General features: G+C 60.6%; 22 protein-coding genes. 7 read left to right on the top strand and 15 right to left on the bottom strand.

Annotation, left to right across the window (positions count from 1 at the left end; genetic code table 11):
- Nucleotides 1–248 precede the first annotated feature (248 nt).
- From HYT87_16820 to HYT87_16835, 4 genes are all read right to left on the bottom strand, one after another.
- Entirely contained in the window at nucleotides 249–1,193 is a 945-nt protein-coding gene (locus HYT87_16820; protein ID MBI2061403.1) for a hydroxymethylglutaryl-CoA lyase, read from the bottom strand.
- Between the two features lie 166 nt (nucleotides 1,194–1,359).
- Nucleotides 1,360–2,148, bottom strand: a complete 789-nt coding sequence (locus HYT87_16825) for an enoyl-CoA hydratase/isomerase family protein (protein MBI2061404.1) — start codon at nucleotides 2,146–2,148, stop codon at nucleotides 1,360–1,362.
- A gap of 11 nt (nucleotides 2,149–2,159) precedes the next feature.
- Nucleotides 2,160–3,173 carry a hypothetical protein gene (locus HYT87_16830; protein MBI2061405.1) on the bottom strand — a complete coding sequence of 338 codons (1,014 nt, stop codon included), beginning with the start codon at nucleotides 3,171–3,173 and terminating at the stop codon, nucleotides 2,160–2,162.
- Between the two features lie 14 nt (nucleotides 3,174–3,187).
- The gene (locus HYT87_16835) at nucleotides 3,188–4,384 is read right to left on the bottom strand and encodes a thiolase family protein (protein MBI2061406.1); all 1,197 of its coding nucleotides are present in this window, start codon (nucleotides 4,382–4,384) and stop codon (nucleotides 3,188–3,190) included.
- A gap of 220 nt (nucleotides 4,385–4,604) precedes the next feature.
- On the opposite strand from HYT87_16835, the gene HYT87_16840 reads away from it, so the two are divergent.
- Nucleotides 4,605–5,609: a hypothetical protein gene (locus HYT87_16840; GenBank protein ID MBI2061407.1), complete on the top strand. Its 1,005-nt coding sequence runs from the start codon at nucleotides 4,605–4,607 to the stop codon at nucleotides 5,607–5,609.
- A 148-nt stretch (nucleotides 5,610–5,757) separates the two neighbouring features.
- On the opposite strand, the gene moeB is transcribed toward HYT87_16840, so the two are convergent.
- From moeB to HYT87_16865, 5 genes are all read right to left on the bottom strand, one after another.
- Nucleotides 5,758–6,930: a molybdopterin-synthase adenylyltransferase MoeB gene (gene moeB / locus HYT87_16845; protein MBI2061408.1), complete on the bottom strand. Its 1,173-nt coding sequence runs from the start codon at nucleotides 6,928–6,930 to the stop codon at nucleotides 5,758–5,760.
- A gap of 131 nt (nucleotides 6,931–7,061) precedes the next feature.
- Nucleotides 7,062–7,310 (bottom strand): zf-HC2 domain-containing protein, encoded by a 249-nt coding sequence (locus HYT87_16850; protein MBI2061409.1) that lies wholly within the window; start codon nucleotides 7,308–7,310, stop codon nucleotides 7,062–7,064.
- Between the two features lie 2 nt (nucleotides 7,311–7,312).
- Nucleotides 7,313–7,873 (bottom strand): sigma-70 family RNA polymerase sigma factor, encoded by a 561-nt coding sequence (locus HYT87_16855; protein ID MBI2061410.1) that lies wholly within the window; start codon nucleotides 7,871–7,873, stop codon nucleotides 7,313–7,315.
- Between the two features lie 4 nt (nucleotides 7,874–7,877).
- Entirely contained in the window at nucleotides 7,878–8,294 is a 417-nt protein-coding gene (locus HYT87_16860) for a peptide chain release factor-like protein (protein ID MBI2061411.1), read from the bottom strand.
- Nucleotides 8,295–8,416: 122 nt separating this feature from the next.
- On the bottom strand, nucleotides 8,417–9,925 hold the full coding sequence (locus HYT87_16865; protein ID MBI2061412.1) for a glycosyltransferase: 1,509 nt from the start codon (nucleotides 9,923–9,925) through the stop codon (nucleotides 8,417–8,419).
- A 117-nt stretch (nucleotides 9,926–10,042) separates the two neighbouring features.
- Between HYT87_16865 and HYT87_16870 the strand changes: the two genes are divergently transcribed.
- The 4 genes from HYT87_16870 to HYT87_16885 all read left to right on the top strand — a co-directional run bounded on the left by HYT87_16870 (nucleotide 10,043) and on the right by HYT87_16885 (nucleotide 15,827).
- On the top strand, nucleotides 10,043–10,540 hold the full coding sequence (locus HYT87_16870; GenBank protein MBI2061413.1) for a MerR family transcriptional regulator: 498 nt from the start codon (nucleotides 10,043–10,045) through the stop codon (nucleotides 10,538–10,540).
- Between the two features lie 8 nt (nucleotides 10,541–10,548).
- Nucleotides 10,549–12,414, top strand: a complete 1,866-nt coding sequence (locus tag HYT87_16875; protein ID MBI2061414.1) for a nitrite/sulfite reductase — start codon at nucleotides 10,549–10,551, stop codon at nucleotides 12,412–12,414.
- A gap of 24 nt (nucleotides 12,415–12,438) precedes the next feature.
- Nucleotides 12,439–14,016, top strand: coding sequence for an SLC13/DASS family transporter (locus tag HYT87_16880; protein MBI2061415.1), 1,578 nt, complete (start codon nucleotides 12,439–12,441; stop codon nucleotides 14,014–14,016).
- A gap of 155 nt (nucleotides 14,017–14,171) precedes the next feature.
- Nucleotides 14,172–15,827 carry a flagellin gene (locus tag HYT87_16885; GenBank protein ID MBI2061416.1) on the top strand — a complete coding sequence of 552 codons (1,656 nt, stop codon included), beginning with the start codon at nucleotides 14,172–14,174 and terminating at the stop codon, nucleotides 15,825–15,827.
- On the opposite strand, the gene HYT87_16890 is transcribed toward HYT87_16885, so the two are convergent.
- The 5 genes from HYT87_16890 to HYT87_16910 form a co-directional block, all read right to left on the bottom strand.
- On the bottom strand, nucleotides 15,824–16,987 hold the full coding sequence (locus HYT87_16890) for an acetyl-CoA acetyltransferase (GenBank protein ID MBI2061417.1): 1,164 nt from the start codon (nucleotides 16,985–16,987) through the stop codon (nucleotides 15,824–15,826). The genes HYT87_16885 and HYT87_16890 overlap by 4 nt on opposite strands.
- A gap of 17 nt (nucleotides 16,988–17,004) precedes the next feature.
- Complete coding sequence (locus HYT87_16895; GenBank protein ID MBI2061418.1) at nucleotides 17,005–18,423, bottom strand: hydroxymethylglutaryl-CoA synthase family protein; 1,419 nt, start codon at nucleotides 18,421–18,423, stop codon at nucleotides 17,005–17,007.
- A 3-nt stretch (nucleotides 18,424–18,426) separates the two neighbouring features.
- Nucleotides 18,427–19,272: an SDR family NAD(P)-dependent oxidoreductase gene (locus HYT87_16900; protein ID MBI2061419.1), complete on the bottom strand. Its 846-nt coding sequence runs from the start codon at nucleotides 19,270–19,272 to the stop codon at nucleotides 18,427–18,429.
- Between the two features lie 439 nt (nucleotides 19,273–19,711).
- Nucleotides 19,712–21,544, bottom strand: a complete 1,833-nt coding sequence (locus HYT87_16905) for a response regulator (protein ID MBI2061420.1) — start codon at nucleotides 21,542–21,544, stop codon at nucleotides 19,712–19,714.
- A gap of 109 nt (nucleotides 21,545–21,653) precedes the next feature.
- Complete coding sequence (locus HYT87_16910) at nucleotides 21,654–22,106, bottom strand: hypothetical protein (protein MBI2061421.1); 453 nt, start codon at nucleotides 22,104–22,106, stop codon at nucleotides 21,654–21,656.
- Between the two features lie 149 nt (nucleotides 22,107–22,255).
- On the opposite strand from HYT87_16910, the gene HYT87_16915 reads away from it, so the two are divergent.
- Both HYT87_16915 and HYT87_16920 read left to right on the top strand, forming a co-directional pair.
- On the top strand, nucleotides 22,256–24,511 hold the full coding sequence (locus HYT87_16915; protein MBI2061422.1) for a DNA polymerase II: 2,256 nt from the start codon (nucleotides 22,256–22,258) through the stop codon (nucleotides 24,509–24,511).
- Nucleotides 24,512–24,520: 9 nt separating this feature from the next.
- Complete coding sequence (locus HYT87_16920) at nucleotides 24,521–26,107, top strand: TldD/PmbA family protein (protein MBI2061423.1); 1,587 nt, start codon at nucleotides 24,521–24,523, stop codon at nucleotides 26,105–26,107.
- Here the strand turns inward: HYT87_16920 and HYT87_16925 are convergent.
- Entirely contained in the window at nucleotides 26,104–26,682 is a 579-nt protein-coding gene (locus HYT87_16925) for a hypothetical protein (GenBank protein MBI2061424.1), read from the bottom strand. The two genes, HYT87_16920 and HYT87_16925, sit on opposite strands and share 4 nt — an antisense overlap.
- Nucleotides 26,683–26,740: the final 58 nt, after the last annotated feature.

Genomic DNA, 26,740 nt, shown 5'->3' on the forward strand with positions numbered 1-26,740 from the left:
CGCATGACTCTTTTGGCCGGCTTCAGTGGAGGCTGTGGATGAGGTTGGTGTGGCAGGAGGAGAAACCGACGGTTCGTCGGCGGTGCGAGAATCTTTTCCCCGATCGTCTTGAGCGCTCATCCTTGTCGCTCCCGGGCCCGGTCAAAGGACCGTCCCAAAAGTTCACAACATACTACCAGTAATTCTCAAAAAGTCAATCGGGAGGCGGGATTGGTGGTTGTCCTGAAGTTCGGAAACACGGGCAACCTTCACGCTTCATTCCCTTTAGGCCGGAATCGCGCGGCGGCGTGCGACGTCAAATCCCGTCCAAGGTGCGCGGCAATTTTCCAGGCCGCCCTCGCCGCCGCCGCGGCATCCACCGACACGCGCGCCCCGGAATTCTCGAGCGCGAAAACGACGTCTTCTGTGGCCACGTTTCCCGTCGCGCCGGGAGCATAGGGACATCCCCCCAATCCTCCTGCTGAGGTGTCAAAGGTCCGGATTCCATATTCTTCCCAGGCCGCCAGGATGTTGCTGATGGAAGTGCCATAGGTGTCGTGGAAATGGAGGGCCAGGACGCCGGGGGCAGTTCGCGTCAGGAGTTTGTCGAGAAGGGATCGAACGTCATTCGGGACCGCCTTGCCGATGGTGTCACCGATCGAGATCTCCAACACGCCCAAGTCGACGAGCATTCCGGCAACCTCCACAATCTTGGATGGGTCGATCTTCCCCTCGAATGGGCAGTAGAAGGCGGTCGAAACGTAGGCCCGCACCGGAAGGTCCTCCCGTTTGGCTCGTTCCACCACGGGACGGAATCGATCGATCGATTCCGCAATCGACGCATTGATGTTTTTCCGATTGAAGGTCTCGGAGGCAGCGGTGAACACCGCGATCTTGTCGACGTGGCATTCGAGCGCCCGCTCGAAGCCTTTCTCGTTCGGGACAAGCGCCGAGTATTTCACACCGGCCACACGAAGGATCGACTTGAGGACCTCTGCCGAATCGGCGAGCTGAGGGATCCACTTGGGCGAGACGAACGACCCCGCCTCGATTTCCACGACGCCCGTCCGCCCCAACTCGTTGATGAAATCGACCTTGGCGGCGGTGGGGACAATTCGGGATTCGTTTTGGAGACCATCCCGTGGGCCGACCTCGACGATCCGGATCGGTTGGACGGTTGACGATTGGACTGCTGATGCCGCGTCTCGTTCCATCCCGGTAGCCGCGGGCTTCAGCCCGCGTCCGAAGAGGACGCTGTAGGGGAGCAGCCTTGGCTGCTCCCTCTTGTTGGGAGGACCTGAAGGCCATGTTCCATGCCGCGCCATCCCTGGCGCGGCGACATTGCATGGCCCCGTGCCCTCCGTGGCACGGGGTCCTCCCCTACGAAGACGCCGCCCGTTTCCACAAAGGCGCGCGCTTCTCCAGAAACGCCCGGAGCCCTTCCTGGCCCTCGGGGGAGACACGAATCTTCGCGATGGCGTCTGCGCAAAGGGGCAGGGCCTGATCCAAACCAAGGCCACTCTCGGCCCGGACCAGTTTCTTGATGTCGCGCACCGCCTGCGGACTGTTCTTCAACAGCAACTCGGTGAGGCGCCGGATCTCCCCGTCCAGATTCGCGGCATCGGTGACGTGATGAACCAGTCCTATGAACAGCGCGGCGTCGGCCGGCAGAATTTCACCCGTAAGGAAGAACCGCCGTGCGTTGCCCTCGCCAATCTTCCGGATAACGAAGGGGGAGACGACGGCGGGAATCAGGCCGACCTTCACTTCGGTAAATCCGAAGGTCGCTTCGGTGGAGGCCACCACGATGTCGCACACGGCGACCACTCCCGCCCCACCCCCGTAGGCGGCCCCTTGCACGCGTCCGATCACGGGGTGTGGGCACTCATTGATGATCCGGAACATTTGGGCTACGCGGCGCGCGTCCTCCCGGTTCTGCTCGAAGGAGTAGCCGGCGCATTCCTTCATCCAGTTCAGATCGGCCCCCGCGCAAAACACGTTCCCCTCCGAGCGGAGGACCACGACTCGAACGGTTTCGTCTTTCGCGATCTCCGTGAAGGCCCGCGCCAGATCGGTGATCAGCTCGGCGTTGAAGGCGTTCTTGACTTCCGGCCGGTTGAGGACCACCTCAACAACGTCACCCGTCCGCCTTCGCTCGATCCCGGCCACGGCCTGTCGAACTACGCCCCGCGCTCTTTTCTTTCCCTGGCCAGCGACCGCGCCATCCGGTCCAGCTTGAAGATCGTGTTGAACTCGATGTTCTTGCTGATCCAGAGTTTTTTCGTGACCACCGAATCCGTGATGGCGCCTTTGTAGTTGAGGCCGTCCAGGAGAACCTTGAGGTCCTCGCAGGCCAACACGAAGTCCACCTTGGGGGTTTTGCCTTCTTTGACCTTGAAATCGCCGTTGTTGATGATCATGGCGCACTGGCCCGACTTGGTCTTGACGGCGACGTTTCGTTTCCAACCTTCAATGGCCTTCCGGGCGCGTTTCGACTTGTTGAGCTCTTTGGCCAGCGACTCAAGCTCTTTGTAGGATTTCTTAAACGCGGCCGCCTCTTCCTTCGAGGCCTTGCCGTACTTCGGCTCAACCGGCGAAGCCCAATTCAGCTCGGATTCGACCACGCCCTTCTTCGAAGCGAGTTTGGGAGACAGTTCCGAAAGGGGCACGGCGAAGATGTCGCTGATTTCGCCGATCCGATGGTCCTTGAAAATGATCTTCACCTCCGTCCCCTTCCTGATGAGCCCTGGCGTGAGAATTCCCGTGGTCGTGTAGAGCATGACGCTGAGGGCCGTGTCCGCCCCCTTGAGTACGACTCTCCCCCGGCCGAACGGGGCCTTGTCCAGGAAAAGGGAATTGGCGAAATACGTGACGGGAGGCGTACTGAGCATGACGCCCGTCTGTTCCACCTCAACCGACTCGGTGGGGGCGAAATTGCAGTCCGTGCAGTGCGTCACGAATGGGGGGCATCGCACGATCCCGCACTTCGTGCACTTGCAGGCGAGGATTGTTTTCTCATCCCGCATCGCGACGAAGAAGGGTGAGAACTCGCCGATGCTTCTCTCGTAGAAGGTGAACATGGCGTCGTTCATAACGAGGTACTCTTTCCCACCGATCTTCTGAAATCGGCCTTCACGGTTCGGAATGAATCCGAACGGAATCACTTTTTCTTTTTTTTGCTCCTTTTTTCCCATCGTCGTTCCTCCGACTACTCGTGTTCGAGAACCATGGCGACACCGTATTGGCAGATGGTGCTGCCCGTGCCGTGGACGAGACCGCCGCGATAGTTCTTCTTGATCATCTCATTACGGCAGGCCCAGGCGGACATGATGTTGCTGGCCCCAACCGCGTGGCCGCAGTAGATCAAGCCGCCGCTCGGGTTCACCGAAAGCGGGCCGCCGGGCATCATGATTCCATCCTCCACGAGGGAGTCGGCCTTTCCGATGGGCACGAATCCCATCTCCGCCATGCTGATTTCGAGCTGATGCACGAAGGCATCGTGGAGTTCCACCACCTGGATCGACTTGAGGGGATTCTCGATGCCCGCCATCTTGTAGGCCATCTTGGCCGCGGCGTGGTGCGACATGATCCGGCCCCAGTTGTTCTGGTTCTTGCCCGCAAACGAGGTCTCATTGGCCTCGCCCATGCCCGTGATCCAGATGACGGGTTGCCCCGTGTTCTTCGAAATCGCCTTTGCCGTATTCTCTTCCGCGAAAATGACGGCGGCGGCGCCTTCACTGTAGACGCAGATTTCGAGTTCCTTGAGAGGATACACGATGTAGCGCGAGTTCATCACTTCTTCAGGCGTGCACTGATCGAACTGGCGCTGCGCGAACGTATTGCCTTTGACCTGAAGGCTGAGCTGCGACGAGATTTTCGCGGTGATTTCGGGCTTGAGGTCGCCCGGATGCTGGTCCATGTAGGCGAGGATCACTTCGGAATAGCTGTCCGACGCGGTCCAGCCGATTTTCTGCTCGAAGAAACTGTCGCCCGACCAGCCGATGACCTTGATTACCTCCGGCGTGGAGGACATGGAGGTGAAATCGAAGCAGTCCGTGGCCTTCTCCACGCCGAGGACCATGACGCTGTCGTATCGGCCCGCGGCGACATACGCGTGGGCGGCCGACATCGCGTAGGCGCCCGTGGCGCCTCCGTTCGTCACCCGAAGTCCGGGCTTGTTCTGCATCCCGATGACGCCTTGAAGCGGATGCTCGGGGATGCACGTCCGCTCGAAGATGTCGTTGTAGATGCCGTAGACGACGGCGTCGACCTCCTTGGTGGTGATGGCCGCGTCCTTGAGGGCGTCCCGCACCGCCATCTGGGCGAGTTCGTAGTACGTCTTTTCGTACCACTTGCTTTTGAACGGCGTTACCGCCGCACCGACGATTCCGACTCTTCTTCCCATCTCGCCTCCTTCGTTTGGGCGGCATCCTATCGGCGGCGTCCCACCGGGTCAAGCCAGGCTTCGGAATCTTCCATGGATGCTTGTAGAGTGGGCTTGTCATGGAGCGGCGTATGATGCCATCATTGCCTGAATCGGAGAAAGGAGACCAAGGATGAACAATCCCCATCGTATTCGACGGGCGCTCTTCGGAACCCTGCTCGTCGCTTTACCATTGCACTCAATGACGGCCGAGGCAAAAGCGGAGGAGTACCCGAAAGCCAAGCTCGTCGCAAAAGGATTCATGGGGTATGGCCATGATTTCACCGATGGGGCGATGGACAAGAACGAGTTCGAGATCACACGGATGTATTTGGGCGCAAAGTTCGATTTTTCCGAAAATATGCGGGCCGCCATCATCCCTGATCTGGCGCCTTGGCGGGTTCCCGGCGTGACCGTCAAGGATGACGGCACACCCTTCTCCGCTACGGAGGACAAGGTGCGGGGCGATTTCAGTCCAACCCTCAAGGCCGCATACCTTGAATATGGCAATCTCCTGAACGTCATGGACACGCCCGTCATCAAGGCCGTCCGGTTCGGTCAGGCGGATCTGTGGATTCCGTTCGCCGAGGGGGCCTGGAAATATCGGTTCGTTCAGAAGATCATCCTCGACCAGGAAGGCAAGATGTTGTCGACCGACCTCGGTTTGTTTCTGGAAGGAGACATGCCCTCGAAGTTCGGAGGATACCATCTCGCGGTGGTGAACGGCGAAGGATGGCATGCCCCCGAGGCCAACAAGTTCAAACACGTCTATGCTCGGTTTACGCTGGTCCCCGCCCCCTGGATTGATCTCCTTGCCAAGTTGAGCTTGAGCGGAATGCTGTTCGTAGGCGACAAGGAGAAGGACAAGGAGGTCAACCGCTTTGCGGGCCTCATCAGCTACGCCTACGCCCCCGTCAGTGTGGGGTTCGAGCCTGCATGGACGAGCGACGCCGGCACGAAGGGCTTTGGCTGGAGCGCCTTCGGCGAGGTTGCCTTACCGGCGGACCTCTCCGTATTCGGACGCTTCCAAAGTTGGGATGCCGACACGGAGAAAGACCGTGATGCCTACAGCCGGATCGTGGCCGGCGTGGCGCACAGGTACAACGCTTATGTGAGGACGGCCCTCGACTACCAAGGGCGCATTTTCCAGGACGATGGCAAGAAGACCGAGCATGGACTGTTTGTCCATACCGAGCTCGTATATTAGGAGCGTCTAACAGACTGCGTAGGGGAGGGTCTTCAGACCCTCCCGACAAGAGACAGCATCTGAAGATGCTCCCCTACGAATCGGCATTCTGTTAGAGGCTCTGGGGCAACTCCGTGCTTCGATCGCATGGGGAAGCCGATCGCGGAGCTCAGTGTGCGGTGGACGCGCAGAAGGCTTCGTAGTCGATCAGCTTGTGGATGCTGGCTTCAGGCCCGCAAACGGGGCACTTGGAATCCCGGTGCAGCTTGACGGTCCGGAACGACATTTTCTTTGCATCGTAGAGGAGCAGCCGGTTCTTGAGCGGTTCCCCGATGTTGAGAAGAACTTTCAGGGCCTCGGTCGCCTGGATTGTCCCGATCACGCCCGGTAGGACGCCGAGCACGCCTGCCTCGGCGCAATTCGGCGCGAGATCGGGCGGCGGCGGCGCCGGATAGAGGCAGCGATAGCACGGCGTGTCGAACGGAACGAACACGGAGGCCTGCCCCACAAAACGCTCGATCGCGCCGTAGATCACCGGCTTCCTCAGCAGCACACAGGCGTCGTTCACCAGGTATCGGGTGGGAAAATTGTCGCTCCCGTCCACCACCAGGTCGTAGTCCTTGAAAATCTCCATGGTGTTCTCGCTGGAGAGCCGCTCCTGATAACCCACGACTTTCACATCCGGGTTGAGGGCGACCAAAGTCTCTTTGGCGGACTGGACCTTCGGTCGTCCCGCGTCGAACGTTGAGTGGAGGATTTGCCGCTGGAGATTGGATTCATCCACCACGTCGAAGTCGATGATCCCCAGTGTGCCCACACCTGCGGCCGCTAGGTAGTACGCCGCCGGGCAACCCAGACCACCCGCGCCGATCAGGAGAACTTTGCTCTTGAGAAGCTTCTTCTGCCCGGCCTCGCCGATCTCGGGGAGCTTGATGTGCCGGTCGTAGCGGCTGAAGAACTTGTCCTGATTGCCGTTGGTCTCCGTCATTTCGAAGGGGAATCCCGAACGTTTCCAGAGTCCGAACCCCCCGGACATGGAAAGTACATTCGTGTATCCGAGGTCCTGCATCGCCTTGGCCGCCATGGCGGACCGCACACCGCCCTGGCAGTAAACGATCACCGGACTCTCCTTGTCCGGGATGGCATCCTCGACCTTGATCTCCAGGAAACCGCGGGGGATGAACAGGGCCCCTTTCACATGACCCGCGTCGAATTCATCCTTCTCGCGAACGTCGAGCAAATGGACAGGCGTTCCCTCTCCAAGCTGCCGGTTCACCTGGGCAGGAGGGACCTCGCGAATGGAGGCCCGAACCTGTCTCATCAAGTCTTCAAACTTGGACATAACAAGAAAATATCACAAAGGAGGCTGGAGAGGAATCCCGGCAGGCGCGGCACACCGCGCCCCTACGAAGCATCCCGTAGGGGAGCAGCTTTAGCTGCTCCCTCTTCTTGGGAGGACCTGAAGGTCCTCCCCTACGACCGGAAGATCTTTTCGATCTTTTCCCGGCACTCGGCCGGGATGCCCTTCGACTGCTCCAGGATCCGCGCTTTGTCGACGGCCTTGTGGGTGACGCGGAGGCTCTCGATCCATCGTTCGCAGGGGGGGCACTTCTTGAGGTGCAGCCGGACTCGGAATCGGCGCAGGAACGACATGCGGCCTTCGAGATAGTCGCTGATCTGTTGCGCCGTTTCCTTGCAGGTTCCCGCAAGGACTGAAGGCATGATCATGTCCCTTCTCCTTTTGCCCAGGCCACCAATCGGTCTCGGAGGTGCAGTCGGGCTCTGTGGAGCAAAACCCTGAGATGAGTGTTGGTGATGCCGAGGGCGTTACAGATCTCCTCCGGATCCCACTCTTCGATGTATCGGAGGTGAAACGCGCTTCGCTGGAGGGGCGGTAACCGGTCGATCTGGGCGCGCACTTCGTCGGCGGATTCTTTCCGGAGTAGGATCTCCTCGGCGTTCCCGGCGTCCATCGGCGCGGAAGTGACGGGATGCCCGTCCGCGCTGAACTGGTCGTCGGGTGGGTAAGGCTCCTCGCCGATCGGTTCTTCACGCCACCCCTCGCGCCGCATCTCCCGGATGACGTTGTGGAGTATCCCGAACAGCCACGTTCGAACTTTGGATTGGCCCGCGAACTTCTCCGCGTTTTCGAGGCAACGGAGGGCGGTCCGGGCGACGGCTTCCTCGGAATCCTGGGGTGACCCGGTCATGCGGAGCGCGTAGCGATACAGCGCAGGGGCTTCCGCCAGGAAAATTTGGCCGATTTCTTCGCGGGTCAGGGGCATGGTCCTACTCCCAATCGGAGAGGGTTACGGGCGCTCGCCCCGCCTTCTTTTCGGACTGCGCATGCTTGTCCCTCAGCACCTTCTCCTTGGCTCGCCGGGATCGGCGCCTCTTCTGCCGGCGCATTTTCGCGACGCGGCGTTGCTCCTCCGACTTCCGCCCAAGAATACGATTCTCGATCTTGTCGGCCAGCAGACGCCGGGCGAGAAACCGGTTGAGGGCCTGCGATCTCTCCTGCTGGCATCGCACGGTGATGCCGGTCGGCTGGTGCCGCAGGACCACGCACGTGGCCGAACGGTTGACGTGCTGGCCGCCGGGTCCGGAGGAGGGGACGAAGCTCTCGCTCAGGTCTTCTTCAAAGATTCCCAACCGGGCCATACGCTCCGCAAGGGCCTTCTCTTTGGATTGACCGACGGGGAACATCAAGAGCCTCTAACAGAATGCCGATTCGTAGGGGAGCATCTTCAGATGCTCCCTCTTGTCGGGAGGGTCTGAAGACCCTCCCCTACGCATTCTGTTAGACGGGGTCCGGCCTCCGAGAGGAATCAGATCGCGGGGGAGAGGACCGCCTCGGGCTGTGAATTCCGCTGCCTGATATCCCTCGTCAGCGATCCGCCTTCCACCATGCCCCGAGGAAATTTCTGGAAAACGAGGCAGAGGATGTCCGAAAGAGTCCGGCGCTCTTGAGGCGGCAGGCCGGCGCCCTCCTTCGCCGCCTTGGCTTGCCAATCCGCCATGTTGTTCGCCTGGCCGTCCTGGCCCAGCCACCACAGAGCCACCTCGAGGAAAAGGGCGGCCACGGGACAGTGGTAGAGTTTCCACAGTCCGAACCACTGTCTGACGGCATTCTCCGGACGCCCCTCAATGGCGTCCAAAAGAGGGAGCATGGATCGGCGGACAGGTTCGTGGGTGGGACTGCACTCCGCCGCGAACAAGCCTCGGGCTTGGGACAGTTTCTCGTCGAAATTCCGTTTCAGTGAGCCATCCCGGGCGTCGGCGGTCTGGAGGGCCATGTTCAGGAGGGAGCGCCCGAGAAGGAATCGCGCATCACGAGGGTGGAGAGGGGGCTCCGCGGATGGATCCATGGCGCGGGTGACGAGAGATGCAAGTTGAAGGCCGCGGACCGGCAATGTGTGGCGTTCCTGGATGCTCTGCCAGCCGGCCAGAGCGATCGAGAGGCGTTGCTCATCGTGCTCCAGAAAGTAACGGATTTGGTCGAGCGCATCCTCCACGTCGTTGCACCGATAGAAGGCGAAATGCTCGCCCTCCCGGAACAATTGGAGCAAGTCGGAGGCGGGAGAATCAGCCAGGTGCATGGCGCCGTGGCCCATCGCGTCGAACACGCGCCCATTCAATCCCACGGCGTGAGGTTGAGGATGGAGCGGGTCCGGGACATAGGCCCATGCGGGACGGGTTGTGAAGTTGATCACGATTTTTGCCTGTGAGTAGATACTGCCGACCGGTCCCTCGTGCCGGCCCAGCAGAACGCGATACCGGTTCTTGAGGCGCTCGGCCAATCTCTGCATGAAGTCCACGCGGTGGGGCATGGCGAGCGGATTCATCGAGCCGATGAAGGCGACATCGATGGGACGCCTGGAATAGGGGGGGTGATGGCGGACCTCCTCCGCCGTGCCGTGGAAACAGGGCGGGCACCAGAGGATCGAATTGGGGTTGTTTCTCCAGAAGTAGGGCGCTGCGCTGTGGACCTCGAGAACCGTGGTGTGGAACAGCGGAGCGAGTTCAGCTTGCCAGGTGAAGGCGTAGTGGGAATCGATGAAATGGCCGATGCTGCGGCTCGGAAGCGCCTCCCAACCTTCGTAATCTCCCGCGAGGCTCGGATTCCAGAAGTAGTACAGATCAGGATCGAGACCGGATTCGGCGACCCGACGCAGAAGTTCCGGGAGGCGGAGTCTGTCCTGTCCAGCCCGGAGGAACTCTTCCGCATATCGAAGATCGAAATGAGCTTCCAAGCCCATCAAGAGCGGCGCGCCTTCGCCACCCCTGCCCCCGATCCAGAGAATGCGGGGCTTTGGACGAGACTCGGGTTCAGTCATCGGACGCGTGGAAGAAAGTTGCGCGCGGGAGCGGTCATATTACACACCAGTATTCGAAATCGGCTGGATGGGGTGGATCTTGACAGATTAGATCGATTGCTATAATAATTCTAGATCATGATGATTTTAGAATCAGAATCAGTACTTACAATAGGCACAGTTGCCTCGAAAGTGGGGGTCAGCACCCATGCGGTTCGGCTCTACGAAAAGGAGGGACTCCTGCGCCCCAAGAAGACACCAAAGGGGCAGCGGGTCTACGCCGGTTCGGACGTCGATCTCTTGATGGCCACTCGACGTCTGCTGGCGACGGGGCTCAACTTTGCGGGCATTCGCCGACTCTACGCGACGCTGCCCTGCCATCTCTACAAACCTTGCTGCATTCCGCGACTCGGCCACTGCACCATTCAAGATCGGCCGGGCGAGCCCTGTTGGAGTATCCCCGATTCTTGGTGTAGATTGACTCACCAAGACTGCCAATCGTGCAAGGTATATTTTCTGGCCGCACGGATCGACACGGTGCGCGAGACGTGGGGCCAGTCTCAGATTCAGCCGAGGCCCGCGGTGTTCACACCCCGGGAAGGAAACGGCGCCCCGGCCGCGGTTGAAGGGAGTTGAAGCGAACGATGGAACCTGGTCAGACACAAAACGCGGGGACCGTTCCCGCCACGCGACTGCCGGACCCCAAAAAAGGTGAGGGGTCCACGCCCCAGGCGGCGGCGGAAATCATGGCGCCCCTGTGGGCCTCCTACAAGACGGACGAGTGGGGAACCGCGCGGGGCGCGATTTCGGAGCTCCAGAACCAGGAGATCGCCAATCTCGAAAGCTACATTCAGCGCTTCCTGGAAGGCCGGATGGACGAAAACATGTTCAAGCCCATGCGGCTCTACATGGGGATCTACGGCCAGCGGCAGGGCGGCACGAACCAGATGGTCCGGATCAAGATTCCCTTCGGCCGATTGAATGCCGACCAACTGGAGCGGATCGCCGACGTGGCGGACACGTTTGCCCCACGAAAAATTGCGCATGTCACCACGCGTCAGGATTTTCAGCTCCATTTCGTCCAGTTGAAGAACGTGCCGGCGCTGCTTCGTCGGCTCGCGGAAGCCGGCGTGACCACCCGCGAGGCGTGCGGGAATACCGTTCGAAACGTGACCGGTTGCCACCGCCTCGGAGTCTGCCCGACGGAACCGTTCGACCTTTCGCCGTACGCGGACGTCGTTTCGAAGTTTTTCCTGCGGAACCCCCATTGCAAGAACCTTCCCCGGAAATTCAAGATTGCCTTCTCCGGCTGCCCGCACGACTGCGCCGCCGCGAGCATTCACGACATCGGCATCTTCGCTAAATCGAGGGACGTGGACGGAAAGAAGGAGTACGGGTTCCGAATCCTCGCAGGAGGCGGTCTCGGCGCGGCGCCGCGGTCCGCCAAACTCCTGGAGGAGTTCATTCCTGTGGAGATGCTTCTCCCGACGTGCGCCGCGCTCGTTCGCGTCTTCAATCGCACGGGGAACCGCAAGAATCGATACCGGGCCCGGATGAAGTTTGTGATCCAGACCCTTGGTTGGGAGAAGTTTGTTCAGGAAGTGAGGAAGGAAAGGGATGCGGTCCTGAAGGAAACCTTGCCCACGCTACCGGTTCAGGTGCCTAACCCCCTTTTGGCCGGGGGATCAAACGGAGCAGGCCGCGCGGTTCCCGCCGGAGTGGATCTCATGTGGTTTCAGAAAGCATGCAGCTCCCAGCGCCAGTCGGGTCAATTCCTCGTCAATCTTCATCTCTTCCGGGGAGACGTGACCGTGGCCCAGATGCGGGGTCTGGTTGCGCTACTCCGGCGCAACCCCGAGATCGAACTCCGGTTGACGTTCCAGCAGAACATGGCGCTCCGCAACGTGGGCGGGGGCAAGCTGAAAGCGGTTCACTCCGAGCTTTCCGCGCTCGGCCTGGCCCGCGCCGATGCGGAATCGACCATGGATGTGACGGTTTGTCCCGGAGCGGATACCTGCAATCTGGCCAAGACGCACTCGTACGGCTTGGCCTCCCAGCTTACGGCGCAGCTCAAGGACAATCCGACGGTGAACGGGTATCGGATCAAGATCAGCGGGTGCGAGAACGCCTGCGGTCAACATCAGGTGGCCGACTTGGGATTCTATGGGTGCATTCGCAGGGCGGGGGGCCGGATCGTTCCCCACTACGTCATCCAATTGGGGGGCGGAACCTCCGAGGATGGCGCCGTCTTTGGCCGCGAAATCGTGAAGGTTCCGGCCCGGCGAATCGCGGAAGCGGTTCGCCGACTGGCCGAGATGTATCAGAAGGAGAAAGCGAACGGAGAAAAATTCTCGGGCTTCTTGCGGAGGGTCGACAAGGAGCACGTGAAAGAGTCGATCCGGGATCTGATCGCGCTTCCCACCTTTGAGGAAAATCCCGATGCGTATCGCGATGTGGGCGAGGAAAAGGACTACGAATTCCTCGAAAAAGAGGGCGAGTGCGCCGCGTAGTGAAGCGCACGCTCACCGCGCATCATGACCGAAGGGGAGAACCCGCCGCAGTCTGACCCTCCGGCGTCCGGCGACGACGCCTTTCCACTCAACACGGTCATCGTAGGATCCACCGGCCCGGGCGCACCGGGATCGGGACGGCGTCGCGCTTCGCCCTCACACGTCTGGGAGCGCCTGACCCATCTCCTCACGGAGCGCGGCCTCGTTCGCGCCCTTTCGTTTCTGCTGCGACGGTTGCACAAACCGCTGGTTCTGCTGGGCGCCTTGATTCTGTACCGCGTGGTCTCGTCCTCCTCCCTGCTTCAGGGTCTGGATGACACGGGCCGAAAAACATTGGCCGTCTTCGGAGTGGCGGTGCTCCTGTGGATGACGGGCGTTCTCCCCATGATGGTCACGAGTCTCCTCGTGCTTCTCCTTCTCCCTTCACTCGACATCCTGACGCCGAGGGAGACCTTCGCCCTTTTCACGAATGACGCCTCGATTTTCATCCTCGGGGTTTTCATCCTGAGCGGGGCATTGATTGAAACCGGGATCACCCGCCGGATTGCGCTCCTCCTCATGCGGCGATTCGGACAATCCCCGCTCTCTCTTCTCTTCGTCGTATTCATCACCAATTCCGCGCTGTCGTTCTTCATTTCGGAGCATGCGGTGGCGGCGATGATGTTTCCCATCCTTCTGGAGCTGGCCCACGCCATCCAGATGGTCTCCCCCTCCGCTTCGTACACGCGCGCCCTCGTTCTCTGCGCGGCATGGGGGACCACCACCGGAGGGATTCTCACCCTCCTGGGCGGCGGCCGCGCCCCGTTGGCGCTTGGAATCCTTCGCGAAACCACCGGCCAGTCGATTGGATTCTTCGAATGGATCAAGTTCTCTCTGCCCGTGACCGTGGCCATGATCGCGGCGGCCTTCCTGACGCTGCGCATTTTCCTGAAATCGGATCTCCAGAGCATGGCCGGGGCGCGTCAATATCTGGAGCACCGGGCCAAGGAGTTGGGGCACGTTCGGCTGCGTGAAGTGATCTGCCTGGGAATTCTGGTCTTGTGCATCGCCCTGTGGGCAATCCTGGGTGAGAAGCACGGGATGGCCTCCATCGCCCTCCTGGGCGCCGTGCTCGTTTTTGTTTTCGGCGTGTCGCACTGGCGGGATGTCGAGGCCAACGTGAACTGGGGGATCTTTGTGATGTACGGCGGCGCGATCTGCCTCGCCCAAGCCCTGAACAAGACCGGCGTGGCGGGATGGGTCTCTCAGAACGTGGTGGTCGGATTTGGGCAGTCTCCCGCAGCCGTGCTCGTCCTCGTCATTCTGATGGCACTGGTGCTCACGGAGTTCATGAGCAATGCCGCGGTGGTGGCCGTATTGCTTCCAGTGGCGCTTCCTCTGGCCGCTCCCCTTGGCCTCGATCCGAAGATTCTGACTCTTGCCACCGCGTTGCCCGCTGGGCTCAACTTCATCTTTCCTATCGCAACACCCGCGAACGCCATCGCTTTCTCCTCAGGCTTCCTCCGCATCAGGGACGTCTTCCTTCCAGGCCTGCTCCTCGACCTCACGGCGTTCAGTGTACTGGTCGTGACGGCCCTCTACATCTGGCCCCACCTCTCCTAGACCGGCTACATCACCATGGCGGCCGACACCGGGGGCCGTGCGTCAATCGGACAACGATTCTGAAGCTCGGCCGCCCGCGTTTTCGCATTCTCAAGCGGTGAGTAAGACTCCTTATCCTCCAGTACATTTTGACGAACGTCGATGTGGGAAAGTCTATGGGTGTGAGAATCGGCGTCACCGTCAACCACGCAGTCAATGCCCTCAACCGGCATGCGGCTGCGGCTCAGCACAGCATCGAGAAGCTCTCATCGGGCCGCCGGGTCGTCCGCGCGGCGGATGACGTCGCCAATCTAGGAAAGATCAACCGGTTCACCGTGGACGCGGCGGCGCGGGGCGTGGCCGTCCAAAATGCCAACTCGCTCATCAATGTGCTCCAGATCGCGGACCAAACGCTGGCGGACACCGTGGAAAAAATGAACAAGATGAGGACGCTCCTGCTCCAAGCGGCGAACGGGACGGTCTCATCCGAGGCAAAGGTCTCGCTTCAGAACGAGCTGGCAAGTTTGCTTTCGGAAATCAACCGCGGCGCGAGAGGGGCCAGATACGGAAGCAACTATCTGATGGCGCCGGAGATCCGGGATTTTGACAGCCGGACGCCGGTCATGACGTTCGTGGATTCAGTCCAGGCGTCCGTCTCCTCCGGATCGGCCTACAAAGCGTTGAAGGCGAGACTTCCACAGATGATCACGGGTTCGATCAACAGGGTCTACGGCACGCTGGGCATTCTCCCTCCCTCAAACACACCGATGACGGTGACGCTTCAGGATGATCCTAACGGCGGCGATGGAGAGCAAGGGATACTGGCGACGGGCGGCGGGGGCATGGCGCCCGCGATGACGCTGGTTATCGATGTGGACGACTTCCTGAACCTCAATGGAGGAACGGCCACGGTGAGCGACGATTCCTCCACCGGCGCGACCTTCACTCCGGAAATGATTGTTGTCCACGAAATGGTGCACGCGGTTACGGCCACCATCGGGGCCGGTCCGGGCGTCGGCGGCGATTCGGATTGGGGGAATCACATACTCGCCAACTGGGTATCCGGGGAAGGCGGGATGCGCACGAAGGGCGACCCTGCGGGAACTTCGGCTGAGATGGCGGACGGCATCTACGACTGGGCCGGCTCCTCGTCGGACTACACGCAGAACGCACTCATCGGGCAGTTTCTCGCCAAGGATCTGGGAGCCGAGCGGTTCGAAAGGATCATCCGGTACGTTCAGGCCGTGGGCGCGGGGGCCACGCTCTGGCGGGACGCCGTTCTCAGCTCAGTCTCCGACACATACGCCGGGTCCGCTGCTCTCCAGACCGCCGTCCAAGCCTACGCCACGGACTACATCAACAACCAACTCTACAACCGGCTGGAGCAGGTGGGCATGGGCTGGACGTCCGATTTCGACGGCGGCACGCCGGGGACGGTCATCCAGTCTGTCTACAGCCCCACCGCCGATCGGATCGTGGAGTTCAACATACCCTACGCCACCGCGGGAGCGATCAACTACCTCGCCCTCGTGGATGGATCCACTTCAGATCTCGCGCAGCTCTCACTGGCGACGGTGGACGAAGCGCTGGAATCGGTGGCGTTCGAACGCGGACAACTCGGAGCCCAGATGGGGATGCTTCAGGAAGCCGCCCGCGCGTTGGAGAACGAACAGACAACGCTGACCTCGGCCCTGTCGAGTCTCGCCGACGTGGATACGGCGGACGAGATCACGGAGTTCACCCGGAGGTCCCTGCTCACACAGTCCTCCACCGCGTTCCTGGCCCAGGCACAGAACCTGGACCGGGAAATCGTTCTGGGGTTGTTGACCTAGTTCTGCCCGAGGACGACGACGCAGGAAACCGCGCCGGGGCCGCCCACGTTGTGTGCGAGGGCATAGGGACGGCCGTTGTTCACTTGATTCTTGGCTGCGCGCCCCTGGAGTTGGCGGGTGGCCTCCACGATCATTCGGACGCCGCTCGCGCCGATGGGATGTCCGAACGATTTCAGACCGCCGCTGGCGTTCACCGGGATGTCGCCGTCGAGCGCCGTCCGCCCCTCTTCAATCAATCGCCAACCCTCCCCCTTTTTCGCGAATCCGAGATCCTCGTAGTTCGAGATCTCGGTCCAAGTGAAGCAATCATGCACTTCGGCGCAACGGATCTCCTTCGCCGGCTCCTTGATCCCCGCCTGCTCGTAGGCCTGCTGGGCGGCGAGTTGGGTGGCTTTGAATCCGAGATAGTCGAATTGGGAATCGTTGTAGGGGCGACCGCTGGTTACGGCGAGGCCGACGCCTTTGAGAAGCACGTAGTCCTTGCGGAACTGCTTGGCCATGTCCGCCCGGCAGATGATCGCTGCCGCGGCGCCGTCCGTCGTCGGACAGCAATCGAACAATCCGAAAGGCGAGGCGATCAATGGGGCTTTCATGACCTGATCCAAGGTGACTTCCATCTGGAAATGTGCCTTGGGATGGAGCGAGCCGTTGTGGTGGTTCTTCACGGCCACTTTGGCGAGGGTCTCCTTCTTCACGCCGAACGTGTGCATGTACCGGTTGGCTGCAAGGGCGAAAATGCCGGGAGCGGTATTGCCGCGTCCGAGCAGGGGGTGGCCGTAGTCGCGCGCGATGCCGCGTCCGCCGCGGTCCTTCATTTTCTCCGCGCCGAGCGCGAGGACAACGTCGTACATGCCGGAGGCTACGGCAAAGGCGGCATTCCGAAACGCTTCCATGCCGGTGGCGCAGAAATTCTCGACGCGTGTGATGGGGATATTGTAAAGGCGCAAGGGGTCGGCGAGGCTCACGCCGGCCTTTCCGCCGTGCGCTCCCGGGTTGTACGTTCCAATCCAGGCCGCCTGGATACGATCCGGCTCAATCCCCGCTTCCGCGATCGCCTCGAAACCGGCCTCCACGACGAGTTCGTCAAACCCGGCGTCGAACCGATCGCCGAACTTGCAACACCCCGTTCCGATCACGGCGACCTTGTCGGTAATACTCATCTTCTACCTCCCGTCGATCACGCTCGCGCGGGTCGGGCTTTCCAGAAGTAGTTCCGGAAGCCGCCGCCATCGTGGAACCAGCGCAGCGACATCTCCACCGGCATTCCAATTTCGAACTTGTCGGCATCGCAATCGGTCGCTTGGGTGTATACGCGTCCGCCACCCTCCAAGTCGACAACGGCCATCAATTGGGGAGACAGGGTGCCTTCGAAGAGATAATCCTTGGTCATGGTGAAAACCTTCCCCCGGCGGGAAAGCCGCTTTTCCTCCATTTGATCCTTGGTCCGACATCCCTGGCAGACGCGTGCTTGAGGGAAGTGAACGAAACCGCATTTCTTGCAACGGCTCCCGTGGAGTTGAAGGTTTTGCGCGTGTTCCTTCTGCGCCAGCACGTTCGTGACATTCGGCGCGGGAATGCTCGGCCCGAGGATCCCCTGGACTTTCAGGTATTCCTCGTAGTTTTTCATCTCGCGCCGAAAGCCGAGGATCTTTTCCAGGTCCAACTTCTTCTTGAGGTCGTTGATCCTATCCGTCGTGCGCAGCAGAAGGATGTCGCATCCATCTCCGTAGCCGACCATGGCGTAGCGCTGATCGGGTTTAGACTTGGCCAGCGCGGCGGCGAGTCCCAAAAAGATATGCGGGGTTCCCGTGAAGCCGGTCTTGTCCGCAAATACCTCCTGATACTGCCGGGCAGGATCGAGCCCGAGGCTCTTCGCGAATCCTTGCCCCGTCTTGGCATTCGCCGCCGGCAGAATGATCCCGTCCAAGTCGGCTGCCTTGAAGCCGTCGGCTTTGGAGAGTGCTCCAAAGGCCTGCTTGAGAACGCGCCCCATGCCGTACTGCTGGCCGAACCGTGTCTCGTCACCCGCGATGAATTCGTCCGATTCCTTTCGCCACTCGTCCAGGAAATCATCGGTCCAGGTGGAGACCTTCTCGATTTCGACGGCGATATTCTCGTTGGAGATCAGGAATGCCGCCGCCGCATCACCCGAGGTGGATTCCTGCGGAGTTTCCGGCTCGGTGGGACGCCTGTCCGCGGCCACCACGAGGATCGATTCGGCCGATCCGGCGAGAATCGCGTTGCGCGCGCCGCGGAGAGCGCTTGTTCCTCCGCGCAGACTCCCCGCGAAATCAATCGTGTCCATTTGGGCGGGAAGGTCGCACGCGGCGGCGATCACACTCGCCGCCTGCTTCTGGAGATACGGGGAGGTCGTGGAGGCGAAGTAGAGGCCGTCGATCGACTTGCGCGTAGGCTCGCCCAAGGCGGCCAAAGCCGCTTCGGCGCCGAGCGTCAGCGCGTCCTCGTCAAAATTGGCGACCGCCTTCTCGCCGCCGCCGCTCTTCCCACCCCAAGCGCGGGCGATCTCCTCCCGCTTCAGCCGGAAGGCTGGGACGTAGACGCCGATATCCGAAATGCCGACCGGAGTGGACGCCACTCGCTACTCCATCATGATCTTCTTGATGTTCTGCTGGATTTCCGGGGCTGACCAGATACCGGAATCCTTCCGGACACCGTTGGACACGGCCATCTTGTATTCGAACAGATGCCGACCCTGAGTGCCGAAGATTTTTCCGGTGATATCGGCGGAGAGATCCGACGCGAGAAAAAGAACGATGGGCGTAATGTGTTGGGGGCCGAGCTCCTCCTCGCTGACGCCCTGGAACATCGCGAGGTCCGATGTCATCCGGGTGAGGGCGGCGGGGGCGATCGCATTCACGGTGATGGCGTATTTCATTCCTTCCATCGAAACGGTGCGGGTGAACCCGTAAATGCCGGCCTTGGCCGAGCTGTAGTTGGCCTGGCCGAAGTTCCCCATCAAACCCGATACCGAAGTGGTGTTAATGATGCGGCCGCCCTTGCCGTTTTCCTTCATCCACGTAAATACGGGCTGGGTGACGCAGAACGTGCCCTTGAGGTGGACGGCGATGACAGCGTCCCATTCGGCTTCGCTCATTTTCGCCAGCGATTTGTCACGCAGGATGCCCGCGTTGTTGACCAAGATGTCGACCTTCCCGAATGCGCTCAACGCCGACTTGAGAATGTTTTGACCGCCCTCCACCGTGGCCACGTTGTCGTAGCTGGGCGCGGCCGCCCCGCCGGCTTTCTTGATTTCATCGACCACCGTATCGGCCGCCATCTTCCCGCCGCCGCCGCCGGATCGGTCGCCACCGAGGTCGTTCACAACAACCTTGGCACCCTCTTTCGCAAACGCCAGGCAGTGGCTCCGGCCGATGCCGTTCGCTCCGCCCGTGATAATTGCTACTTTTCCGTCGAGTAGTCCCATGGGAAACCTCCTTCTAAGAGCCTCTGACAGAATGCCGATTCGTAGGGGAGCATCTTCAGATGCTCCCTCTTGTCGGGAGGGTCTGAAGACCCTCCCCTACGCATTCTGTTAGACAGGTTGTGCGGATTGGTCCTCCCTTATGTGGGGCGCTCGGCCCTTGCTTCAGTATCCTGCACACGCGGGGGAGCATAGGACAGGAACGGGAGGGAGGTCAAGAGGAACATAACGCATTGCGTCGAACCCGCCGTGGGCGTGAGGCGGTTGACCGTCGCCCCGTCGCGCCGCGTATGGCGTGGCTTCACGGGCTCGCCCCAGTTGGCTGCAATGTCTATTGTCAAGTACGTCCCCGAAAAACCGTTCCATACCGCACCGTAGCCGATGGACACCGCGCAAGAAGCGCCCCCCGCCGCGCGGAGATCACATCCCGCCGCACCGGCCGCTACTTGAGAAGGAGAGGAAACTCCTGGAGAAGCTCGAAATCGCCCTCAGGTGGAGCGGCCAACAGTTGCACCCGGAGATCGGCCCCGAGGTCCGCCTTGCGAAGTCCCCGTGGGCAGAAGAGATCGAGGCGGTGGAGGGCGAAGGGCCCCGGCGCCTTGTCCGGAGGCGAAAGATCCACGGTCTCCCAAGGCTGGCCGCCCTTCAGAAACGTCGCACGGTAGCGAAGATCAGAAGGGAGGATTCTGCCGAGCGATCTGACGCCGATGGCAAGTGAAATGTACGCGAAACCTCCCTGGTCCACCTTGCGGGCTCGCTCACCCGGCTGGGCCTGAGCTGAAATGGCTTTTCGGCCGGTGTTCGGCGTCCATACGAACCCCCGCTCGCCGCCTTCGGTCTCCACGTCCAGCCATTCCCCCGCTTCCTTGCTGATTCGAAGCAGAACGCCGGGACCCAGCTCTTCCACAAGATCGTGCTCAATCCCCGGGCCGGACCGCAGCCGGGTCTTGCTGGTCGTGACGGCCATGCCCTTGGGGAGGCCGAGCGGCGTTTCGGTTGCCAGATCGCTCCACGCGGGTTCAGGTGGTTTCGGGGGGGGGGCGGCCTCACCGATGGCGGGAGCGGGCTCCGAGACGCGGGGGAGCGCTTGGATATCGGGTGCGACCGTTCTGGGAAGGGTGTCTGCCAAGCGGTCGAAACTGCTCTGAACGGCCGCGAACTGCTGTTGGAGTTGATCCACTTGTTTCTGCGTCGTGACGCTTCGCCGTTCCCATTGAGCGTTCTCGACGGCGAAATAGGAAAGACCGGCCACGGAGATCGCCAATACGGCCGAGGTCGCAAGCGACTTCGGTGAGATCCGGGTGGACACGAAAGGAATGTTTTTTTCCTCCGGTTTGCCCGCTCCCTTGGCGGCAGGTAGAGCGTCGGCTTGCTGGCGGGCTTTCAGGGTTTCGATTTCGCTTTCCAGGGCGAGTTTCACCTTGACCATCGGCTCAAGCTCCCGGTTGCGGCGTCGAAGTTTGGAAACCTCCTCCTGAAGGTCGTCGATCTCCTGCTTGAGTTCGAGAATCTCGCTCGCGTCCCGCTGGACGGAGGGCGGCGCCGTGAGTGGTTCTGGGGGAATGACGCTGGGTGGCGGTTGAGCCGTGGTGACCGGTTCCTGAACGGCTTCGATGGTCAACGGCGGCGCCACCACCGCGGGAACCGGCCCCGATGGGGGCAACGTCGCTCTTGGCGCAGGGGCTTCGGCCTCATCATCCTCCTTCCACCAGAAAGTGAATTTTCCCTCCTCTTGGGCCATCGTGAAAGGCTCGGGCGGTGGAGGAGCGGTGCGCATGGTTTCATCCCAGACGGGCGCGGAGGGCTTCGATGGGGTGGCCGCGGCGCGCGGGGTCCCGGCCGGAGCCGGGGATGTTTCCGCGGAAAGGTCGTCGGAAGGCGGAGGGATGATCATGGGCGCCGGGCTCTCGGATGAGCCCATTCCTCCCTCGCGGAAATTGACCCGCAGGTTGCGGTGCATGAGCGCTTTTCGGGCCACGTCGCGAATCTGGTACTCCTCCACGGGTGTGGACAGGTAGTCAAAGGCACCGATCTTGAGGGCCTCCCACTTCGTGTCCTGGCTGGGGGATTCGGTTAGAACGATAATTTCAGACAGGGGCGCCGACTGCTTGATGTCCCGCAAAACCTGCAATCCGGTCGAGTCTTCCAGCTTGAGCCCGGTGATGATGATTTCATATTCCTGCCGGCCCAGTTCGCGCAACGCTTCCTGCCGGCCGGCGGCAGGCCGGAGGGCAAACCCGTCCTTCAAGAGGGCTTTTCCTATGTTGGCCCACATGGGGCCACCCTCTTCTATCAGGAGGATTGAACGTTGCGTGCCCTTCCGTTCTGTCGCCATTTACAGGTCTGTTTTTGCGAGGCCCATTTTAGGCGAAGCATTTGAAAAGTCAAGAAGATTCGGGTGATTTTTGAATCCATCCTGCTTTGGCCAGGAACCAGAGGGCAACCAGCGTGACTGCCAGTGATATTCCGTATACCACGGAGGAGGACATGTGTTTGAGGAAAAAGAATCCTCGTTCCGCGCTGGGGAGGGGAAGACCGAGCAGGATGGCGGCAATCGCGAGCGCCCGAAGTCCGACGAAAACGGAAAGGAGGCGTGCGAACCAGCGATGACCCTTGAACAGGAGATATGGAAACAGGAGCGTGATGAGGAGCCCGACGGTGAGGAAGAAGGCTGCGTACACCTTCGAAAGGCCCGGCGGGAGACCGTGGCTCACGATCTTTTGGAGGGCGAATCCCTCGTAGAGGAGACCGTAGACCAAATAGGCGATTGCGGCTTGCGTGAAGGGCTTCCGCAGGTCCATGGCGCCATGGTACGCCGTGTGGCGACGCGACGCCATGGAGCGTTTTGACTTGGTGGATGCGCTTCGGTACGGTGATTCAGTGCGTCCAACAGAATGCGTAGGGGAGGGTCTTCAGACCCTCCCGACAAGAGGGAGCATCTGAAGATGCTCCCCTACGAATCGGCATTCTGTTAGAGGCTCTTATTATGCCCGAGTCGACGACCGAGGGCTGGAAATCGAATCCCCTTCTTTTCGGCCACGACCCTACGCCCGGCATTGTGGCGGTCGAAATCGAACACGGCGCCGAGCGGGTTCGAGTTTTCCGGCGGGAGGCCGGGAGGTCAGGTACCGAATCCATTCCCTTCGAGCCGTTCATTCTCCTTCGCGACAAGGATCTGCTGGCGGGCTACAAAGGCGAAACCCGATCGGAGAAGTTGACGGGAAGTCACCCCCTCGCATGGCGGATTACGCTCCCCAACGGGTTGGCGCTCGAAAACCTGCGGAAGCACCTCCAGAAAAAAACGGACCGCGTCCCCTCCGCGCTCGACGCGCCCTACCTCTACATCTCCGATATGGTCCAGCAGTATCTTCTCGCCTCGGGCCGGACCCAGTTCAAGGGAATGGGCTTCGGCGATCTCGTTCGCATGCAGATCGACATCGAAACCTGGTGCGCCCCCGGCTACGAATTTCCGAACGCGAAGCGGGAGTCGGACCGGATGATCTCCATCGCGCTGTCCGATACCACGGGTTGGGAGCACGTTCTCTTCGGAAAAGACATGAAGGAATCGGAGATGATCGAGCAACTCAACACGCTCATTCGGGAGCGGAACCCGGATGTGATCGAAGGCCACAATCTCTTCCGATTCGATCTGGAATACATTCAGACCCGCGCGAAACGATACGGCGTGAAGCTCCTGTGGGGGCGGGGAGGGGAGCCGATGGAGAGCCACCCCTCCCGGATGCAAATCGGCGAGCGGTCGATCACCTACACCAAGTTCGAGATCTTCGGACGGCACACGGTGGACACGTTCATTCTCGTTCAGCACTACGACATCGCCACACGGGAGTTGGAGAGCCTGGGGCTCAAGGAGGTGGCCGTCCACTTCGGGATCGCCTCCAAGGATCGGATCTATCTCCCCGCCGACCAGATCAATTCGGCATACGAGAAGGATCCCGAAAAACTGCGTGAATACAACCTGGACGACGTGCGGGAGACGCGGATGCTGAGCGACATCCTTCTTCCAAGTTACTTCGTACAGGCGCAGATCTTTCCGATCGGATTCCAAAGTACGATGCTTCGAGGAAACGCCGTGAAGATCGATTCGCTTTTCCTCCGCGAGTATCTCCATCGCGGCCATTCCCTTCCGTTGGCAAGTCCCGCGTCGCCCATCCAGGGGGGCTACACGGACATCCTTTTTCACGGCATTGCGAAGAACGTTCTCCATTGTGACATTACGTCACTGTACCCGTCGGTCATGCTGGTGCACCGGTGCTTTCCGAAGAGCGACGAACTGGGCGTCTTTCCCAACTTGCTCGAAGACCTGCGCGCCTTCCGGATTCGGGCCAAGGAGCAGGTGAAAGCGGCGCAAGATCCCCAGGAGCGGAACTTCGCCAACGCACTCCAATCGACCTTCAAAATTCTCATCAATTCGTTCTATGGCTATCTCGGTTTCGACATGGCCCATTTCAACGACTATGAACAGGCCAATCGCGTTACGCAGATCGGACGCGATACGATCCAGGCCATCATGAAGGCACTCGAAGCGGAGGGCTGCCGGGTGATCGAAGTGGATACGGACGGAATTTACTTCATGCCGTCAAGTCCGCTCCCGGAGAGGGACGAAGCGGCCCTGATGGGCCGGGTCACGGCGAACCTGCCGGAAGGGATACACCTGGAATTGGATGGTCGATTCCCCGCGATGCTCAGTTACAAGATGAAAAACTACGCGCTTCTAAAGGCGAAGGGCGAGCTCCTGATCAAAGGCTCCGGTCTCAAGTCGAGGGGACTGGAGCGTTTTCAGCGCCAGTGGATGGAGGAGATGTTCCTCCTTCTCCTGCATGGTCGCCGGGACGCGGTGGAGAAGCTCTACCGGGATTTCCGCGATCGCATCGAGCGTCACGAATTCCCGGTCAAGCTCTTTATGAAAACCGAGACGCTTCAGGAATCACCCCAGAGCTACCAGGAGAAGGTAAGGGCCAAGAAACGGAACGTCGCGGCTTCGTACGAGCTGGCGTTGCGGTCCACCAAGAACTATCAGGCGGGCGATCAAGTGTCGTACTACGTGACGGGAACCTCGCGGAAGGTTAAAGTACATCAGGCGTGCAAGCTCGCCGCCGAATGGGATCCGAAGAATCCCGACGAAAATGCCGATTACTATCTGTCCAAGCTGGAGGAATTGCATGAGAAGTTCAGGCCCTACATCGAGGCCGAACCGGGCCAGGCTGTCGCCGTGGATGAGTAGGCTTGCAGCATGACATCGGTCACAACCGATCACATTCGCAAGGTCAAGGGAACGGTTAGGGAAGGGGTCCGCGTTTTTGGCCGCCGAAAACCGGGATTCGAATACGCGGATGTCCGCTTGGAAATCGAAGAGAGCCGCTGGGGAATGAGCGAGTGCGGCGAGCCTCGAATGGCCGAGCAGGACGTGGAGATCAGCCTCGGTGTGAGAGTCCTTGCCCGAGGCTCCGCAGCGCCCGATTCCCCGGTTGCTCCCGGCTATTACGGAATGCGCTTGGGACCGGGCGACGTAGGGCGGATCTCAAGAGTCTTGAAGCCCGCATTGAGCCACGCGTACGAACGGGCGCGTGCGGGGGCCAAGGCCAAGGAGGCGTCAAAGGCATCGTTCGGTCCGTTGGGCGACTCCCTTTGGTCTTGCGAACTCGCAAAGGCCCCGGTGGCCGAGGCGGTCATCCCCGCGAGGTTCAAACACGACCCGCGAAAAGTGCCGCTGAAGGAAGTTTTGGAGACGGCTCGGGACGCGGCGGCAGGGGCCATGGCGAAGGGGAAGGCGGTGAAATATGCGTATTCCGCTGCCATGATCGCGCTGCGCCGCCAGCTTTTCGTGAATTCGGCCGGTTCCTGCGTCGATCAGTCGTGGGCCTTGGCGGAAGGGGATGCGTACGTTGTGGCGGAAAAGGACGGCGTCACGCAGGAGTCCTACGATACTCTGGGATCGAATGTGGGGTGGGAGCTTCTTTCCGACGGGATGAAGACGGATTACGAACGCTTCCCCCGATTCAAAGATTTCATGGGCGTTCTCGCCGATGATGTGGTTCAACTCTGCTCGGCGCCGCGGCTCCCGGTGTCGGAAAAGCCGGTGGTGGTGGTGACGGACCCTCACTACAACACGCTGCTTGTGCACGAGATCGTCGGTCATCCGGTGGAACTGGACCGCGCGCTCAAGATGGAGACGGCGTACGCGGGGCGGACATGGCTGTTCGGCTCGGCGAAGGACAATCTCCTCGGCCGGCGCATCGCGTCCGAAAAACTTTCGGCCTATTCCGACCCCTCGTTGCCCGGCTACGGCTATTACGCCTACGATGACGAAGGCGTACCGGGGGGGAAAGTCATGCACGTGGAGAACGGAATTTTCCGTGGTTTCATGAACAGTCTGCAGACCTCGGCGATGCTGCGTGGCGCCGGACTGGTCTCGACGCCCAACGGCCACTACAAGGCGACTTCCGCGCCGATGGTCCCGCTCATCCGGATGTCGACGACCGTCTTCGCACCCGGTCAGGACGATCCAAAGTCCATCCTCGGCGACGTGGAGCACGGCTACTATCTCGTCGGGCACAAGATCCCGTCGATCTCGGAGTCGCGTGAAAACTTTCGGATCTCAGCGCGGAAAGTCTACGAAATCCGCAACGGCAAGATCGGACAACTTTACCGGGATGGTGGAATGTTCTCTGATAGCCGCGAGTTCTTCATGAACGTCGACGCCGTGGGCAATGACTTCCGTATTTATCCCGTTCCCAACTGCGGCAAGGGCCAGCCGATGCAGACGAAACGCCTGGGGAATGGCGGTCCCACCCTCCGCTCCCGCGCCCGGCTGATTTAACGCTCCTTCCGACCACGCTCCAGTTCTTTTCGCTTCCGGTCGTTATACCGGCGGGCCGCTCGCGGTGCATCGACAAGATCGTATACAAAGAGGGCGAACCACCCAATGCCTGCAAACGCGGCAATCGTGCCCAGCGATTTGTCATCGGCAATAAGTGCCGCTGGGGCCACAGCGACCATCGTTCCAAATAGCCCGAGGCGAAGCCCTGAGAAAACAAGCGCGTGGCGGTATTCCTTGGCATAGATATGTCCCGCGCTTGGGGTAACCGCTATCGACAAGGCCATGGGTGGGATAGAGTAGTAATTCCATCCGTCATGCTTGAAAAAAAGTCTGTCATTGAGTGCTGCAATCCCCCAGAATCCGAGAATGGATCCCACCGCCAATCCGCCAGCCAGGTAGGGGCTTTTGGGTTCGAACTTTTGCCTGGGCGAGGGCTTAAGATCCGAATTATTTGCGGAAGAAATCCAAGCGTTGTGCTCGATGTCGATCGGTGAATCTTGGGCGCCCGCAGGTCGAACAAGGCAAGCGGCAAAAAGAAACGTCATGCCCATGGCTCCCCACTTCACGTCGGTCATGCTACCAGTTGACAAGAGGGGGCGTCAAAGACTATTAAGGCGGGGGCGTAAGAGCAGG

Source organism: Nitrospirota bacterium (assembly GCA_016180645.1).
Taxonomy (GTDB): domain Bacteria; phylum JACPQY01; class JACPQY01; order JACPQY01; family JACPQY01; genus JACPAV01.

What these genes read in the sequence shown, in the direction of transcription:
- HYT87_16820 (MBI2061403.1), bottom strand. Translation starts at nt 1,193, where the DNA reads ATGGAACGAGACGCGGCATCAGCAGTCCAATCGTCAACCGTCCAACCG.
- HYT87_16830 (MBI2061405.1), bottom strand. Translation starts at nt 3,173, where the DNA reads ATGGGAAAAAAGGAGCAAAAAAAAGAAAAAGTGATTCCGTTCGGATTC.
- HYT87_16835 (MBI2061406.1), bottom strand. Translation starts at nt 4,384, where the DNA reads ATGGGAAGAAGAGTCGGAATCGTCGGTGCGGCGGTAACGCCGTTCAAA.
- HYT87_16840 (MBI2061407.1), top strand. Translation starts at nt 4,605, where the DNA reads ATGACGGCCGAGGCAAAAGCGGAGGAGTACCCGAAAGCCAAGCTCGTC.
- moeB (MBI2061408.1), bottom strand. Translation starts at nt 6,930, where the DNA reads ATGTCCAAGTTTGAAGACTTGATGAGACAGGTTCGGGCCTCCATTCGC.
- HYT87_16850 (MBI2061409.1), bottom strand. Translation starts at nt 7,310, where the DNA reads ATGCCTTCAGTCCTTGCGGGAACCTGCAAGGAAACGGCGCAACAGATC.
- HYT87_16855 (MBI2061410.1), bottom strand. Translation starts at nt 7,873, where the DNA reads ATGCCCCTGACCCGCGAAGAAATCGGCCAAATTTTCCTGGCGGAAGCC.
- HYT87_16860 (MBI2061411.1), bottom strand. Translation starts at nt 8,294, where the DNA reads ATGTTCCCCGTCGGTCAATCCAAAGAGAAGGCCCTTGCGGAGCGTATG.
- HYT87_16865 (MBI2061412.1), bottom strand. Translation starts at nt 9,925, where the DNA reads ATGACTGAACCCGAGTCTCGTCCAAAGCCCCGCATTCTCTGGATCGGG.
- HYT87_16870 (MBI2061413.1), top strand. Translation starts at nt 10,043, where the DNA reads ATGATGATTTTAGAATCAGAATCAGTACTTACAATAGGCACAGTTGCC.
- HYT87_16875 (MBI2061414.1), top strand. Translation starts at nt 10,549, where the DNA reads ATGGAACCTGGTCAGACACAAAACGCGGGGACCGTTCCCGCCACGCGA.
- HYT87_16880 (MBI2061415.1), top strand. Translation starts at nt 12,439, where the DNA reads ATGACCGAAGGGGAGAACCCGCCGCAGTCTGACCCTCCGGCGTCCGGC.
- HYT87_16885 (MBI2061416.1), top strand. Translation starts at nt 14,172, where the DNA reads ATGGGTGTGAGAATCGGCGTCACCGTCAACCACGCAGTCAATGCCCTC.
- HYT87_16890 (MBI2061417.1), bottom strand. Translation starts at nt 16,987, where the DNA reads ATGAGTATTACCGACAAGGTCGCCGTGATCGGAACGGGGTGTTGCAAG.
- HYT87_16900 (MBI2061419.1), bottom strand. Translation starts at nt 19,272, where the DNA reads ATGGGACTACTCGACGGAAAAGTAGCAATTATCACGGGCGGAGCGAAC.
- HYT87_16905 (MBI2061420.1), bottom strand. Translation starts at nt 21,544, where the DNA reads ATGTGGGCCAACATAGGAAAAGCCCTCTTGAAGGACGGGTTTGCCCTC.
- HYT87_16910 (MBI2061421.1), bottom strand. Translation starts at nt 22,106, where the DNA reads ATGGCGTCGCGTCGCCACACGGCGTACCATGGCGCCATGGACCTGCGG.
- HYT87_16915 (MBI2061422.1), top strand. Translation starts at nt 22,256, where the DNA reads ATGCCCGAGTCGACGACCGAGGGCTGGAAATCGAATCCCCTTCTTTTC.
- HYT87_16920 (MBI2061423.1), top strand. Translation starts at nt 24,521, where the DNA reads ATGACATCGGTCACAACCGATCACATTCGCAAGGTCAAGGGAACGGTT.
- HYT87_16925 (MBI2061424.1), bottom strand. Translation starts at nt 26,682, where the DNA reads ATGACCGACGTGAAGTGGGGAGCCATGGGCATGACGTTTCTTTTTGCC.